The sequence below is a fragment of the Bradyrhizobium zhengyangense genome (assembly GCF_022012555.1).
GTDB lineage: Bacteria > Pseudomonadota > Alphaproteobacteria > Rhizobiales > Xanthobacteraceae > Bradyrhizobium > Bradyrhizobium zhengyangense.
The window spans coordinates 368,725-383,443 of the sequence record NZ_JAKLTZ010000003.1 but is presented as its reverse complement, the minus strand read 5'-3'; the positions used below and the strand labels follow the sequence as shown (position 1 = coordinate 383,443).

The 14,719-nt window shown below is 63.7% G+C and carries 15 protein-coding genes; 2 read left to right on the top strand and 13 right to left on the bottom strand.

Annotation, left to right across the window (positions count from 1 at the left end):
• Positions 1 to 253 precede the first annotated feature (253 nt).
• Together L6639_RS12415 and L6639_RS12410 are read right to left on the bottom strand one after the other, a co-directional pair.
• A complete protein-coding gene (locus L6639_RS12415; RefSeq protein WP_237861763.1) occupies positions 254 to 838 on the bottom strand; it encodes a YceD family protein in 585 nt (194 codons plus the stop codon).
• Positions 835 to 1,389, bottom strand: a complete 555-nt coding sequence (locus tag L6639_RS12410) for a ubiquinol-cytochrome C chaperone family protein (RefSeq protein WP_237861761.1) — start codon at positions 1,387 to 1,389, stop codon at positions 835 to 837. Before L6639_RS12410 ends, L6639_RS12415 begins: the two co-directional genes overlap by 4 nt.
• A 98-nt stretch (positions 1,390 to 1,487) precedes the next feature.
• On the opposite strand from L6639_RS12410, the gene L6639_RS12405 reads away from it, so the two are divergent.
• Positions 1,488 to 1,964, top strand: a complete 477-nt coding sequence (locus tag L6639_RS12405) for an outer membrane protein assembly factor BamE (RefSeq protein ID WP_237861759.1) — start codon at positions 1,488 to 1,490, stop codon at positions 1,962 to 1,964.
• A gap of 131 nt (positions 1,965 to 2,095) precedes the next feature.
• Positions 2,096 to 3,109, top strand: coding sequence for a Bug family tripartite tricarboxylate transporter substrate binding protein (locus L6639_RS12400; RefSeq protein ID WP_237861757.1), 1,014 nt, complete (start codon positions 2,096 to 2,098; stop codon positions 3,107 to 3,109).
• A gap of 63 nt (positions 3,110 to 3,172) precedes the next feature.
• Here L6639_RS12400 and L6639_RS12395 read toward each other — a convergent pair whose 3' ends face one another.
• The 11 genes from L6639_RS12395 to L6639_RS12345 form a co-directional block, all read right to left on the bottom strand.
• Positions 3,173 to 3,445 carry an acyl carrier protein gene (locus tag L6639_RS12395; protein ID WP_237861755.1) on the bottom strand — a complete coding sequence of 91 codons (273 nt, stop codon included), beginning with the start codon at positions 3,443 to 3,445 and terminating at the stop codon, positions 3,173 to 3,175.
• Complete coding sequence (locus L6639_RS12390) at positions 3,442 to 4,920, bottom strand: hypothetical protein (RefSeq protein ID WP_237861752.1); 1,479 nt, start codon at positions 4,918 to 4,920, stop codon at positions 3,442 to 3,444. The genes L6639_RS12395 and L6639_RS12390 overlap by 4 nt, the downstream gene beginning before the upstream one ends.
• 35 nt (positions 4,921 to 4,955) lie before the next feature.
• Positions 4,956 to 6,506, bottom strand: coding sequence for an amino acid adenylation domain-containing protein (locus L6639_RS12385; protein WP_237861750.1), 1,551 nt, complete (start codon positions 6,504 to 6,506; stop codon positions 4,956 to 4,958).
• A 1-nt stretch (position 6,507) separates the two neighbouring features.
• Positions 6,508 to 7,785 carry a class I SAM-dependent methyltransferase gene (locus L6639_RS12380; RefSeq protein ID WP_237861749.1) on the bottom strand — a complete coding sequence of 426 codons (1,278 nt, stop codon included), beginning with the start codon at positions 7,783 to 7,785 and terminating at the stop codon, positions 6,508 to 6,510.
• Positions 7,786 to 8,040: 255 nt separating this feature from the next.
• Positions 8,041 to 10,161 carry a sodium-translocating pyrophosphatase gene (locus L6639_RS12375; protein WP_237861747.1) on the bottom strand — a complete coding sequence of 707 codons (2,121 nt, stop codon included), beginning with the start codon at positions 10,159 to 10,161 and terminating at the stop codon, positions 8,041 to 8,043.
• Positions 10,162 to 10,440: 279 nt separating this feature from the next.
• A complete protein-coding gene (locus L6639_RS12370; RefSeq protein WP_237861745.1) occupies positions 10,441 to 11,049 on the bottom strand; it encodes a hypothetical protein in 609 nt (202 codons plus the stop codon).
• Between the two features lie 78 nt (positions 11,050 to 11,127).
• Positions 11,128 to 11,733: a hypothetical protein gene (locus L6639_RS12365; RefSeq protein ID WP_237861743.1), complete on the bottom strand. Its 606-nt coding sequence runs from the start codon at positions 11,731 to 11,733 to the stop codon at positions 11,128 to 11,130.
• A gap of 101 nt (positions 11,734 to 11,834) precedes the next feature.
• The gene (gene thiL / locus L6639_RS12360; RefSeq protein WP_237861741.1) at positions 11,835 to 12,824 is read right to left on the bottom strand and encodes a thiamine-phosphate kinase; all 990 of its coding nucleotides are present in this window, start codon (positions 12,822 to 12,824) and stop codon (positions 11,835 to 11,837) included.
• Positions 12,825 to 12,999: 175 nt separating this feature from the next.
• Positions 13,000 to 13,494 (bottom strand): transcription antitermination factor NusB, encoded by a 495-nt coding sequence (nusB, locus tag L6639_RS12355; protein ID WP_237861739.1) that lies wholly within the window; start codon positions 13,492 to 13,494, stop codon positions 13,000 to 13,002.
• Positions 13,495 to 13,497: 3 nt separating this feature from the next.
• The gene (gene ribH, locus L6639_RS12350; RefSeq protein ID WP_237861737.1) at positions 13,498 to 13,989 is read right to left on the bottom strand and encodes a 6,7-dimethyl-8-ribityllumazine synthase; all 492 of its coding nucleotides are present in this window, start codon (positions 13,987 to 13,989) and stop codon (positions 13,498 to 13,500) included.
• A gap of 121 nt (positions 13,990 to 14,110) precedes the next feature.
• On the bottom strand, positions 14,111 to 14,719 hold the full coding sequence (locus L6639_RS12345) for a riboflavin synthase (protein WP_237861735.1): 609 nt from the start codon (positions 14,717 to 14,719) through the stop codon (positions 14,111 to 14,113).

Sequence of the window (14,719 nt, the reverse complement as noted above, 5' to 3'; positions counted from 1 at the left end):
CGCAAAATGGGTTCGCCATGGACATGGCGACCGGCCAAGCGCCACGCCGCACCCGGACCGGGGCGCGACAATAGCGTTTTGTTATCCCGAAACAACCTCTTGCCCCCAGCCTTTTGGACTAAGGGCGACCTGCTGGCCGGCGCTCAGATTTATAGAAATATCATAATAATCAAACGGATGAGCCGGCCTTTCAAACCGGTCCAGTAAGGACCTCACGCCACGCGGGACAGCGGTCTTACGGGGGAATGCCCAGCTATTTGCCTTTCTTCTTGCCCTGCTGGTTGTCCTGGAGCGCCTTGAGCGCCGCGAACGGATGGTCCTCGGGATCGAGAGCAGTGACTTCAGTCTCGAACACGACACCCGGCTTGCGGGGATAAGGATCGATCGCCAGGAACAGCGCGTCGGTCGCAATCCGGCCGAGGTCGATGATCCCGTTGACGATGGCCTCGGGCGGATCGGCGACCTCCGACGGCTCCCCGTCGTCGTCCTGCCCTTGCTCGATCAGGTCCTCCAGCCGCCGCGTCTCGGCCTCAGGCGCAAAAGTCAGATCGACCTCCTCGTCGATTTCGCTCTCGATCGGATCGAGCGTGACCACGCAGGTCTGGCCGACCCTAGCCCGGACCCGGCCAGTGACCTGGACCCGGCCGCCGCTCTTCGGCTCGACGTCGAAATCGGCATGGGCCGACAGAATGTCGCGCAGGCCGGCGAGATCGGCCATGGCCCGACGCTCGGCCGCCGAGGCTTCGAGCTCACGGTGAAGCCCCGTATCGGGAATTTGCGCCACCGTTACGGGTGAACGCCAGGGATCCGGTCCGGACCCGGTCATCGATCGGTTCATGACGTCTCATCCTCCCGAAGCGGCGCGGGAAACCTGAAAGAGCCTTGCAACAGGGCGGAATCGCCGGCCTGGCCGAGATCGGCATCAGCCACCTCCGCATAGGCGGCGAGCCGCCTCGCCTGATCCAGCCCTGAGCCATTCAAGATATTCTTGCAGATCGCTTGCGCCAGCGCCTCCGTGCCCGCCGCGATCGCCTGGTCGTAAGCCTGGACGCGGCCGTAAAAAGCCTCGCCGAACGCCCGCATCCGCTTCGGGACGGTCTGGTCGCCCACGCCCATCTCGCGCAGATTGTCGTCCATGTCCTCGCAAAAGCGATCAAACAGGGCCTGCGACAGCTCCGCACCGCCCTGGACGACAGTCCGCAGCCGCCGCAGCAACAGCCAGAGGTGCAGCAACAACAGGTCGAAACGGCCGTTAACCGTATCAGGCACGCCCAAGTCCCGGTAAAATATGGGTTCTCGCGCCTGCGTCACGATCATGCCATAGATGGCTTCAATGGTGCCGGCCGGGGCTAGCCGGGGTTTCCTGAAGTGATTGAACGGCCAAAGCATTGTGGTTTCCGCAAGCGGGCGCGCGCGAGTTGCATTCAGAGCCTCCGCCCGGTACTTCAGCGCCTCGCGCGACGCAAGGGGACGGAATCAGTTCCGCTATGACGATAACGAACCAGACCAGCCTGCGCGCAACTCGGCGGCGCGGCCTTCATGCACGCTGGCGCATGCTCGTGGCCGTGGCTCTGGTCGGCGGCGCCCTCGCGGGCTGCACCGGCGAACAATTCCAGAAGGGCTACATCCTGCCGCCCGGCGCGCTCGAGCAGATTCCGATCGGCGCGAGCCAGGACCAGGTGCTGATCGTGATGGGCACGCCCTCCACCGTCGCGACGCTGGACGGCGAGGTGTTCTATTACATCTCGCAGCGCTCGGAGCGCGTGGTCGCCTTCATGAACCAGAAGGTGGTCGATCAGCGCGTGATCGCGATCTATTTCGACAAGAACCGGCGCGTACGCCGGCTTGCGAATTACGGCCTCCAGGACGGCAAGATCTTCGACTCCATCAGTCGCACCACGCCGACGTCGGGTCAGGAGATGAGCTATCTCGCGCCGCTGTTCAAGCTGCTCAGCTTCAACTGAGATCGTGAGCTGACACCGTCTGCCTGCGGCGTCGTGACGCTCTTCGCGCGGCGCTTGCGCTTGCACGCGACTTGCCGTTGTGCGCCCGGTTCCCTACGCTCTCTGCAAAACAAAAAGCAGGGAGAGGATAGGTGCCTAAGAAGCTTCGGACGAGATTGTTGTCCCGCCGTCGGGTACTCGCCGGCGCCGCGGGCCTGACGGCCGCAGCAATCCTGCCGCGACCGAGCCTTGCCGATTGGAAGCCGACCGAGAACGTCCGTATCATTGTGCCGGCTGCGGCCGGCGGCTCGACCGACGTGATGGGCCGATTGCTCGCCGCTCATCTCCAATCCGCCTGGGGCCAGACCGCAGTCGTGGAAAACCGCTCGGGCGGCGGCGGCACGATCGGGACGGCCGAGGTCGTTCGTTCCAAGGCCGACGGCCACACCATTCTGATCGGCAACCCCGGTCCGAATGCGATCGCCTACAGCATCTTCAAGAACCTCACCTACAAGCCGGACCAGCTCCAGCCCGTCTCCAACATGATCCGGATCCCCAACATCGTGTCGGCGCATCCGAAGACCGGCATCAAGTCGGTCGCCGAGCTGATCGCCTATCTGAAGGCCAATCCGGACAAGCTCAGCTACGCCTCGTCAGGCGTCGGCCAGAGCCCTCACCTCACCGGCGCCTGGTTCCTCCAGCTCACCGGGCTGAAGATGACACACATCCCGTTCCGCGGCGCAGGCCCCGCACTCCAGGCCGCGCTCGCCGGCGACATCCAGGTCCTGTTCGACAATCTCTATCCGAGCCTGCCGCAGGTGCAGAACGGCACGCTCAACGGCCTCTGCGTCACCACCACCGAGCGCAGCGAGCTCGCACCGAACCTGCCGACCATGCGGGAGTGCGCACCAGAGCTTGCGAATTTCGACGTGTCGTCGTGGTTCTCGGTGTTTCTGCCAAAGGGCGTCCCTGCGCCCGTGCTCGACGCGCTCAATCTCCAGGTCAAGGCGATGCTGGAGCGCGACGACATCAGGAAGCAGATTACCGCCATGGGTGCGCGCGCCGACTACGGCACACCGCAGCAATTTGCGGACTTCGTGGACGCCGAGACCAAGAAGTTCGCCGGCATCATCCAGAAGGAAGGATTGCAGATGGACGTGCAGTAGGTCGTCGGATGCGGCGCGGCGGATAATGCTGTGCCACGCACCCGACCTGCTTCCGGGCTGGTTTCAGACAGGTTCGGCCGACGGCTGCTGCACCAGACCGGCAATCGCCGAAATCGAGTCCAGGCGCGTCAGGTCGAAACCGATGTCGGAGAAATTGATCCCGTAATCGGTCTCGATGCTCATGATCAGCTCGACCGCGTCGAGTGAATCGAGACGCCCGCTGGTGAACAGAAGATCGTCGTCACTCAGCGGCGAACTGTCGCCCTTCATGATGAGGCGCTGCGTGATGTAGTGCCGCATCCGCGATCTGACTTCAGGGCGCGCTGTCGTGGTCATGTCGTTACTCCCAGGAGATAGAACAGGAATTCGGCGCGTTGCCAGAGCGAGTGCTCACGGTCCAACGGCGCATCAAAGATGTGAATGAGACAGAAGAAGCTGGAGACCCACAGGCAAGGCAGCAAACGGCCGCGCAGCCATCCTTTCGGCGCCGGCTGCGGTACGCGACGCATCTGCGAGAGCCCCACGCTGACGGCCAGGATGAACGTGTAGAATGCGTGGGATTGCTCGCCGATCACGGCCCGCCAAAGCCCCATTTCGCCGACGAAGTGAATGTCGCGGATGAAATGGAACAGCAAATTGCCGACACAGGCCGCGGCAAAGGTGGCGAAGAACATGCGAAGCCGGCGATGGCCGCGGAAATAGCGAACAAAGGTCGGGTAGAAGAAGTGATCGACCAGCAGCTCCTTGTAGTAGAAGTAATAACGGTTCCAGAACTCGGCCAGCGTCGCCGACTCCAGGGGACGATAGGTGTTGCGCAACAGCCGAAAACCGGCGAGACGCGCCGTCGCGACGATGGTGCCGCCGAACACGGTCATGCTCAGCAGATCGTCGACAAAGAAGACCACAACGCTCGCCCACCCCACCAGGCGCGGCTGGGGATGACCTGCGAGATATTGCAGCAAATTGTCGTCGAACATCGGAAGCCGCAACTGACCGTGGACAAATTCGCCGATACAGATCTTGCCGATCGCCAGGATCAGGACCCAGGCCGCAAGCTTGACGCCCTTGAGCTGCGTGACCGCGAGCTCCTCCGACGTCTTGGCCTCGAAGCGGCGGAGATAGGACAGTCCCTTGCCGAACGGCGTCAGCGTCGCTCCCCAGAAGGGATGAAAAACGCTCAGGTGCTGCCACACCGGAGATCGATCCTTGACCGAATCCATCAGACCGTAGGCAAGGAACCACAGATACGACTGAAACGTCATCAGGAACGACCACAGCAGAACGCGCGGTGTGCCGGCCATGAAACTGGCCTGCGTGACGCCAACAAGCGCCAGGAATGCGAGTAGCAGGCTGAGCGTCGGGCGGCGGAGCGTGATGGCTCCCGCCCTTTGCATGGCCAGCAATCCCGAGAACAGCGCAAACGTCACGGCCACCATGGCCGCGTCAAGCAGCGGCTGATCGATCCGGTCCGCAACGCCTTCGTCGATTGCCATCCGGGCAAGAGACGCGCGGTCGACCAGGAAGCCGTTGCTGCAAAGCAGGAGCAAGGTCGCCAGAAAGATCAGGACGCGCCGATATCGCCCCACGTAGGCGCAGGCCAGCGCCAGACCCGCGGCCGAGAAGTCGATATTGATCTGCCAGAACAGCAACGCCAGCAGCCCGACCGCGCAGAAAAGCAACACGCGGCCGCGAGCCTCCTGCACACCCGCCACGAGCGTCGGGTCACGATCGATTTGAGGGATCAGCCGCCACGGCGGCTTCGCGAGCAAACCCGTCGCCGCACCATCATAGGGCTGGCTCTCGACGCTCATCGGACAACGCGTGTGGACGCTGCGGGCTTTGGCATCTACGAGGCCCTTGCGACAGCTTCACCGAGCAGCGATGCCACCGAGCGCCTGTCCGCCTTGCCATTGGCGTTGACGGGAATGTCTTCGAGCCAGATGAACCGGCTCGGCACCATGTAGGCGGGAAGATGCGCGGCGCAGTGCTGGCGCAACTCGCTCTCCGTCATTTTCGCACCCGCATAGGCGGCCAGTAGCCGGCTTGCGCCTCCGGCATCGTGAAGCACGACGGCCAGCGCACGCGTGACCCCCTTGCATGCGACCAGCGCGTGATCGATCTCCTCGAGCTCGACCCGGTATCCCCGAAGCTTGACCTGATTGTCGGCACGGCCACGAAAGCGGAGCACACCAGTGCCAGCTTCGGCCTCGACCAGATCACCGCTGCGATAAAGGATCGATCGGTAGCCCTCAATCAATGGATCCTGACGGAAGCGACGAGCGGTCTCTTGCGGATTGTTGATATAGCCGAGCGCAACGCCCGGACCTCCCAGCCACAGCTCGCCCGCCGTGCCCGCGGGAACGGGTTTCATGTCGTCGTCCAGAATCCGGTAGCTGAAATTGGGATTGAGCTTCCCCAAGGGAGCCAACCCCTCGACGGTGTCGAAGGTGGATTCGACGATCTCGAAACCGCTGCAGATGCAGCTTGTTTCGGTCGGGCCATAGCAATTGATCAACTTCGCCTTGCCGGCGAACGCGTTATAGAACCGGCGAAGTCGCGCCAGCGGAAATCCCTCGCCGCCGAACATGAACCGGCTGACGCTCGGCAGCCAATCGGGACTCAACAGGTGCATGGAGTCCAGGAACATGAAGAGTGTCGGAACGGCGAAGAAGAACGTGCACTGATGCTTCGTGATCTCCGACACCAGCTCGGCGGGAGGCCGCCCCTTCAGCGCGTCGAGCGCAACGATCGCGGCCCCGTTCAGCAATCCGGCATAGATGTCGAAGACTGAATTATCGAAGTAGATCGGATTGACATTCGTCAACCGATCGCCGGATCCAATGCCAAGATCGTGCTTCGCCCACGCGATCAGGTGAAGCACGCCCTGATGCGGGATGACCACGCCCTTCGGCTCGCCCGTCGAGCCCGACGTGAACATCACGTAGGCCGGATCAACCCCGGTGATCAAAGCGGTTTGCGGCAGGTTCGAATCGTCAAGGCGCGACACGGCATCACGCAAGGCCGCGCGGGCGTCGGCATCGCCAATCACTGCCCGCGCGCCAAATCCCTCGCGCACACTGACAATCAGCGCCGGGCGGCATCGCTCCAGCATCAGCCGGGCGCGTTCCGCGGGGGCAGCCGGATCAAGGAACGCATACGGCGCTCCGATCTTGATGCAAGCCATGGCGAGAGCATAGGCTTCGGCCATCTTCGGCAACTCGAGACAGACCACCGCGCCCCTGTCGACGCCTTGCGAGGTCAGCCATCGCGCCAGCCGGTTTGCGGAACTGTTGAGCTCCGAAAAGGTGAAGCTCTCGCCTTCGCAGAGCAGGGCGACGGCGTCCGGCGAGGACGCGACGACCTGTTCAAAATGCAGCGCCAGATTATGAGCCGTCATCTTAGGCCTCGACCTGCTCCTGGTGGGCGGGATCATCAGGCACGATCGACGGCGCCGGCATCATGTCGGCAAAATCGCGCTGGCTCAGTGCAATCACGGCCGCGGGCAATTGCTCCTCGGAGAATTGCCCCCGCAACGCCTCGCTGAGCTCCATGCCGAGTTGCTGGAGGAACGCGGCAGCCATCGGGTCGGTCGCCAACGGCCTCCCCTCGCTGATCCAGGGTTCCGTTTGCGGCGCGAGGCCCCGGCTCATGCCGCGCGCAGAAACAGCCTCGGGATCGACACGCAGCACCGCATCGTACCGATACCGGGTCAGCTCATAGCTCGATCCGCGCTTGAGCTGGATTTCGGCAGCCGAAATCTGCGGAATGGATTCGGAGATCGCTCTAAAATACTGGGGGTCGATAACCAGCTCGCGCTCCTGGGCAATCGACAGCAGGATCTTGCGCTCGAGCGACGCAGGCGTGGCGCCCGCCGACGCTTTTGTGGATTGAACCTCACGGTGGAAGACCGGCAAGAGCTCGAGGTTGCGAACGTCGCCGACGAAAATATGACCGTCGGGAGCCACCAGCTTGACGGCCTCTTCCAGCACCGTGTGCAGATATTCGATGCCGGGGAAGTACTGCACGACCGAGTTGATCACCACCGCGTCGAACGATTGTGGCGACAAGCCGCCGAGATCCGTGGCCTCCCGCTCGAGAAATTCGACATGCCGAAGCTCGGCCTTCGACTGCGCAAAGGCGCGCAATCGGTGAACCGCCACTGGCGAGAGATCGGTCCCGCAATAGACCTCACACCCGGGCGCGAGCCTTTCGACGAGCAATCCAACCCCGCACCCGACCTCCAATATCCGTCTCGCACCGAGAGCCCGAATGCGCTCGATCGTGCAATCCAGCCAATCGATCATTTCGGCTTCGGGAATGGGCTTATTGGTGAAGTTGCTGGTCCAGCCCACGAATGACGGCGCGACACTGTCAGGGCTGTGGCGATACACTTGGTCGAAAGCCCGACGCCATTGCGTCACTCTGCGATCCGTCTCGGCCTGAAGGCGCTTCGCCTTGCCGGCGCTCAGACGATCGGGATGAATGGCCGCGAAAGCGACCTTGAACTGGCGGCCATCGTGGCTCTCCTCGACGCTCATGACGGCGTCCGCCACGTCCGGGTGCGCCGCCAGTGCCCGCTCAATCTCGTTCATTGGGAGCGCACGCAACGGGACCTCCTCTTGCAGTCGACAGGCAAGGCGCGCCCGAGCACGTTGAGAGCGCATCGCGCCGTCCACGACATGGGACCGCCCCACATGCGCAATCGGGAACGTTGCTGTAATGCCGTCAGAAACCTCTCGAAACTCTAGAATGCAGGCGGTTAAGCAACCTTAAATACGGTGCTGGGATCCACCCCGGCCCTGCTGCTCCCGGTAACCGGTACGGGCGCTCCGGGCCAGAACGAGGCTGAAAGCACGGCGCCCGGCCGTCCCAAAAGCAAGGACCCCCGCAGCCTGCGCCACGGGGGTCCTGGTTCGACGCGATATCGTGCCTCAGTGCGCCAGGATCGCCAGGAGCAGCAAAGCCACGATGTTGGTGATCTTGATCATCGGGTTCACCGCGGGGCCGGCCGTGTCCTTGTAGGGATCGCCGACGGTGTCGCCGGTCACCGCGGACTTGTGGGCATCACTGCCCTTGCCGCCGTAGTGGCCATCTTCGATGTACTTCTTGGCGTTGTCCCAGGCGCCGCCGCCCGAGGTCATCGAGATCGCGACGAACAGGCCGGTGACGATGACGCCGAGCAGCATGGCGCCGACCGCCGAGAACGCCGCCGACTTGCCGGCCGGGCCGCCGCCCGCGATCGCGTAGATCACGAAGTAAACGAAGATCGGCGACAGCACCGGAAGCAGTGACGGGATGATCATTTCCTTGATCGCCGCCTTGGTCAGCAGGTCGACCGCCTTGCCGTAATCAGGCTTGTCGGTGCCCTGCATGATGCCCGGCTTCTCCCGGAACTGCCGACGCACCTCTTCCACGATCGCGCTGGCCGCACGGCCCACGGCCGTCATGCCCATCGCGCCGAACAGATATGGCAGCAGGCCGCCGAACAGCAGGCCCACCACCACGTAAGGATTGTTCAGCGAGAAGTCCGGATTGACGCCCTTGAAGTAGAGGTGGTTCGCGGAGTCAGCGATGAAGAACTTGAGGTCCTGGTTGTAGGCCGCGAACAGCACCAGCGCGCCGAGACCGGCGGAGCCGATCGCGTAACCCTTCGTCACCGCCTTGGTGGTGTTGCCGACCGCGTCGAGCGCGTCGGTCGACTTGCGCACCTCTTTTGGCAGGCCCGCCATCTCGGCGATGCCGCCGGCGTTGTCGGTCACCGGACCGAACGCGTCGAGCGCGACGATCATGCCGGCCAGCGCCAGCATGGTAGCGGTCGCGATCGCGATGCCAAACAGGCCGGCAAGGCTGTAAGTGACGAGGATGCCGGCGATGATGACAATCGCGGGCAGCGCCGTCGCCTCCATCGAGATCGCCAGACCCTGGATCACGTTGGTGCCGTGGCCGGTCACCGACGCCGCCGCAATCGACTTCACCGGGCGATAGTCGGTGCCGGTGTAGTATTCGGTGATCCAGATGATCAACGCGGTGACGACCAGGCCGACCACGCCGCACTCGAACAGCGCCATGCCGGTATAATCGACGCCTTCGAGCTTGCCGAAGCCGATCAGGTAGTAGATCACCACGGCAATGCCGATCAGCGAGAGGACGCCGGTTGCGATCAGGCCCTTGTAGAGCGCGCCCATGATCGACTGGCTCGGCCCGAGCTTCACGAAGAACGTGCCGATGATCGACGTGATGATGCAGATGCCGCCGATGGCGAGCGGCAGGGTCATCATGTTGGCGAGGATCGGCGTCTTGGCGAAGAAGATCGCCGCGAGCACCATGGTGGCGACGGCGGTCACCGCATAGGTCTCGAACAGGTCGGCCGCCATGCCGGCGCAGTCGCCGACGTTGTCACCGACATTGTCGGCGATGGTGGCGGGGTTGCGCGGATCATCCTCGGGGATGCCGGCCTCGACCTTGCCGACGAGGTCGCCGCCGACGTCAGCACCCTTGGTGAAGATGCCGCCGCCGAGACGGGCGAAGATCGAGATCAGCGATGCGCCGAAGCCGAGCGCCACCATGGCGTCGACCACCGTGCGGCTATCGGGCGCAAGCTTCAGCGAGTGAACCAGGAAGCCAAAATAGAGGGTCACGCCGAGCAGCGCGAGACCCGCCACCAGCATGCCGGTGATGGCGCCTGCCTTGAAGGCGAGCTCGAGGCCGCCGGCGAGCGACGTCGTGGCGGCCTGGGCGGTGCGCACATTGGCGCGAACCGAGACGTTCATGCCGATGAAGCCGGCCGCCCCCGACAGGATGGCGCCGATGGCAAAACCGATCGCGACATAAAGGCCGAGGAAATAGACGAGCAGCACGAAGATGACGATGCCGACGATGCCGATCGTGGTGTACTGGCGCCGGAGATAGGCCTGTGCGCCTTCACGCACCGCTCCCGCGATCTCCTGCATGCGCGGCGACCCCGCATCTGCACTCAACACCGAAGACGTCGCCCAAATCGCGTAGACGACGGAAAGCACTCCGCAGAGCACTATCAACCATAATGCTGTCATTTGATTTTTGCCTCAGATCCTTGATGTACGACCCCCGGCGCCTTTTGTTGTCCGTCGTGCGTGCGGCGCCTTGATTTTGAACAAAGCCGCCCGCAGGCGGCTTTAGTCGGCCACAAGCTTGCCAAAATCAAATTGAGGGTGCAACGCCGTAGAGGTGCGAAAAAGCCGATCTCGGCAAGTATTTAGACCTAATCCCGAGCGCCGGGCCGGCAGCTCCCGCAGCCGGCCGCCACGCTTGGCAGGATTGGCTTAAGCGGGCTTGGCGTCAGCGGGCTTGGCCTAAGCGGCCGCCCTCACGGGATGCCGGGATGAAGACGCCAATTCCAACGTCTGCCCGTCAGCCGTTGCGCGTCGGTTGAAGATTTTGAGCTCGTAGACGCCGCCACCGACGCCCGGCTCCAGCGTCACCGAGATCACCTGGTCGAGCGAGAGGACGCCGAGCGGCACATCCTGATCGGGCAGGATCAGCGTCGCCTGCTCGCCAACGAACACAATCACAAGATGGCCTTTCGCCATGTTGCTCTTCGCCAGCACGCGCAACTGGCTGTGGTAAGGCTGCCGCGTCCAGGCCGATGGCAGGTCGGGATCAACCACAACCTGGATGTTGTTGGTCTTTGGATGCACCGTCAGCACCATCTTCGCCTGATCGGGCTTCCAATGCATGGGCGGTGCCGGCGTGGTTTTCCAGAGGCAGTCGAACGCCGCGCATTCGCTTGGCCTGACATCGTGGATCGCGCAGCCCAAGGTGGGCTCACAATGTGAGCACCACGTGCCGGCGGGCTTGCCGAAAGCGACCACATTGTAGACCTTGCAGCAGAGCGTGCAGCTTCCGCACGCGCGCTCCTGAGCGACCGGTGCCTCGCCCGACCCCGAAATGACCGCCGTCATCCGAACATATCCATCAGCTGCCCACCTCCTGGCGCTGATACATCGAGAGGCTTTCGCGGGGATTGTGAGAGGCTGGTCTTAGGCCACCGACCTCACGGGATAGCGGGACGTGGATCCGACTTCGACCGTTTGACCGTCCGGCATGGTCCGCGTGGTCGAGACCTTGACCTCATAGACGCCCCCGTTCGGACCGGGCTCCAGGCGAACCACAATGGCCTGTTCCGGTGTCAGAGGGCCCAGCGGCACGTCCTGGTCCGGCAGCACGAGGGTCGCCTGGTCATTGACGAAGACCACGACGTAAATGCCTTTCGGCATGTTCTGCTTGGCCCACTGCCGCAGATGATCGTGATAGGGCTGCCGGCTCCAAGCCGACGGCAGGCCCGGGTCGACCTGGATCTGGATGTTCCGGGTGATCGGGTGAATGGAGGCCACCATCTTCGCCTGGTCGGGCTTCCACTGCGCCGGCATCGCCGCGTCAGTTCGCCAAAGGCAGTTAAACTCCGCGCATTGGGTCGGCAGATTGTCGTGGATCTTGCAGCCACGGCCGGGCTTGCACTGCCCGCACCATTTGCCGGCGGCCTTCCCGAGCTCGACAATGTCGTAGACCTTGCAGCACAGCGAGCAGCTTCGGCATTCCCTGCCGGGAACAATCTGCAGTGTGCCCGCAGTTGAAGCTGCCGTCATCCGAATCAAGCCCGTCCGTTGCGATTGCCGATATTACCCTGATATCGCGAAAAGCGGAGAGCCTGCGCTCGCCTCCCGGCGAACCACTGATATATCCGGGTCTAGAAATGGCTGTAGGACAAGCGCCGCAGCGTGACCTCGCAGCCCTGCGCGTCGATCCATTGCGGCGCTCCCTGGCCGGAAATGATTGTACCGATCATCGTGACCTGAACCCCGGCCTGCCCGGCGTCTCGCGAGAAGCCTGCGCTGCGTCCTTCCGGAACCGCGCACAGGATCTCATAATCGTCGCCGCCCGACACCAGTGTCTCGAGCCCGACGGCGGAGACCGCGATGGCGGCGGCCGGTGACGCCGGGACCTGGTGCGCATCGATCATTGCGCTGACGCCAGAGGCGGCGCAGAGCTTGGCGAGATCGCCTGCCAGGCCATCCGACACGTCCATTGCCGCGCTCGCATGCTCTCGCACGATGTGCGCCAATGCGCTGCGTGGCTGCGGAACGCGATAGCGGCCGATCAGATAGTCCCGAGCAGCCGGGTCGGTCACCGCGGACGCGGCCGCACCACCCGTCAGCACATCCAGGCCCAGCGCGGCATCGCCGATCGTCCCCGTCACAAAGACAAGGTCGCCCGGTCTTGCGCCGGTGCGGCCAACCATCCGCCCTTTCGGTACCCGGCCGAAGGCGGTGATCGAGATCATTTGCGGTCCCGGCGTCGACACCGTGTCGCCGCCGAGCAGCGGACACGCAAAGGTCTTGGCGTCCTCGCCGAGTGCATCGGCGAACGGTCTCAGCCAGGCATCCTCCTTGCTGCGCAGCGCCAGCGTCAGCACGAAGCCGGCAGGTGAAGCGCCCTTGGCGGCGAGATCAGAGAGGTTCACCCGCAGCGCCTTGCGCGCGACGGTGTCGGGGGGATCGGTGGCAAGATAATGCACGCCCTCGACCACGGCGTCGGTGGTGACGACGATGTCGTCGCCGGACGAGGAGAGGATCGCGGCGTCGTCGACCAGCCCGAGTGCACCGGGATCGGTCGCCAGCGGCTTGAAATAGCGCGCGATGAGGGAGTCTTCGGCGGAAGGGCTGTGCGGAGTGGCCATCGATGTCAGCCCCACACACAACTGTCATCGCCCGGCTTGACCGGGCGATCCAGTATTCCAGAGACGGTCATGTGAAATCGATAGGCCGCGGCGTACTGGATGCCCCGCCTTCGCGGGGCATGACACCGGAGTATTGGGCAGCAGCATCGCATCAATTCACCGCCCTACGCCTGTCCTACCCCCGCCCGAACTCGTCACCGCGAAACTGGCGGCCGATCTGGTCGAGCACGGCGTTGACCATGCCGGTCTCCTCGCGGTCGACGAAGGCATTGGCGACATCGACATATTCGGACACGACGACGCGGCCCGGCACGTCCTTGCGATGCTGCAGCTCATAGGCCCCAGCCCGCAACACCGCGCGCAGGATCGCCTCGATCCGCTTCAAGGGCCAGCCCTTCGACAGCGCCTCGTCGATGAGGGGATCGAGCGTCTTCTGGTCGCGCACGACGCCGGAGACGACGTCGCGGAAGAAAGCGGCTTCCGCCGGCAGATAGGTGTCGCCCTCGACCTCGTTGCCGAGCCAATGGCTCTCGAACTCGGCGAAGATGTCGTTGATGCCGGCACCGGCGATGTCCATCTGGTACAGCGCCTGCACGGCTGCGAGCCGCGCCGCCCCGCGACGGTTCGCTTTCTTCTCCGCAGGCGCAGCCGGTTTCCTGATGTCAGCCATGGCTCAGGCCCGCGCCAGGCGGCGCTTGATGCGCAGCATCGCAAGTGCCGCGCGCGCGGCATCGCCGCCCTTATTGAGCTCGCTGGCGCGCGCCCGCGCCCAGGCTTGTTCCTCATTGTTGACGGTGAGGATGCCGTTGCCGAGGGGCAGTTTTCGCGCAACCGCAAGGTCCATCAGCGCACGCGAGGATTCCTGCGAGACGATCTCGAAATGAATGGTATCGCCGCGGATCACGCAGCCGAGCGCGATCACCGCATCATAAGGCTTGCCGTTCGCCGCAGCTGCGTCGACGGCGATCGCAACCGCGGCTGGGATCTCCAACGCGCCCGGAACCGTGATGACGTCATGGGTCAGGCCGGCTGCCTTCAGTTCAGTGACCGCGCCATCCAGAAGCGCGTCCTGGAGATCATCATAGAACCGCGCCTCGACCACCAGCGCACGCGCGCCGGAAATGTCGGTCTGGTCCTTCAGGGGTGCGCGTCGCGCGTCAGCCATCGTCTAAATCCGTTTTACTGGGTCGGCGCGTTATGTAGTCGCCGCAGGTGTGTAAGCCAAGTTAGAAACTGTCATTCCGGGGCGGCTCGAAGAGCCGAACCCGGAATGACGCCTTCGCCGGTCACTTCATTTCCGTCAGCCGCGCCGCGTAGCGGGCCATCAGATCGACCTCGATATTGACTTCCGTGCCCGCCTTCCAGCCGCCGATCGTCGTGACTTCGAGCGTATGCGGGATGATCAGCACCGAAAAGGTCACGTCCTTCACTGTATTGACTGTGAGCGAGACGCCGTCGAGCGTGATCGAGCCCTTGGTGGCGATGAACCGAGCCAGCTCCCGCGTCGTGGAGAGCTCGAACCGCGCCATGTCGGGCAGGTCCTCACGGCTGACGATGGTCGCAATGCCGTCGACATGGCCGGCGACGATGTGGCCACCGAGCTCGTCACCGATCTTGAGCGCACGCTCGAGATTGAGCTTGGTGCCGAGCTTCCAGCGTTTGGCCGTCGTCAGCGCCAGCGTCTCGGCGGCGGCATCGACGTCATACCAGGTTTTGCCGTTCGCGACGCCGGAAGCAACCACAGTCAGGCACACGCCATTGCTGGCGATCGAGGCGCCATCGGCGATGGTGGTCTGGTCGTAGCCGCAAGCGATGCGCAAACGGTGCAATTGCCCCTGCGCCACGGGCTTGAAGCTGACGATTTCGCCGATATCTGTGACAATGCCGGTGAACAT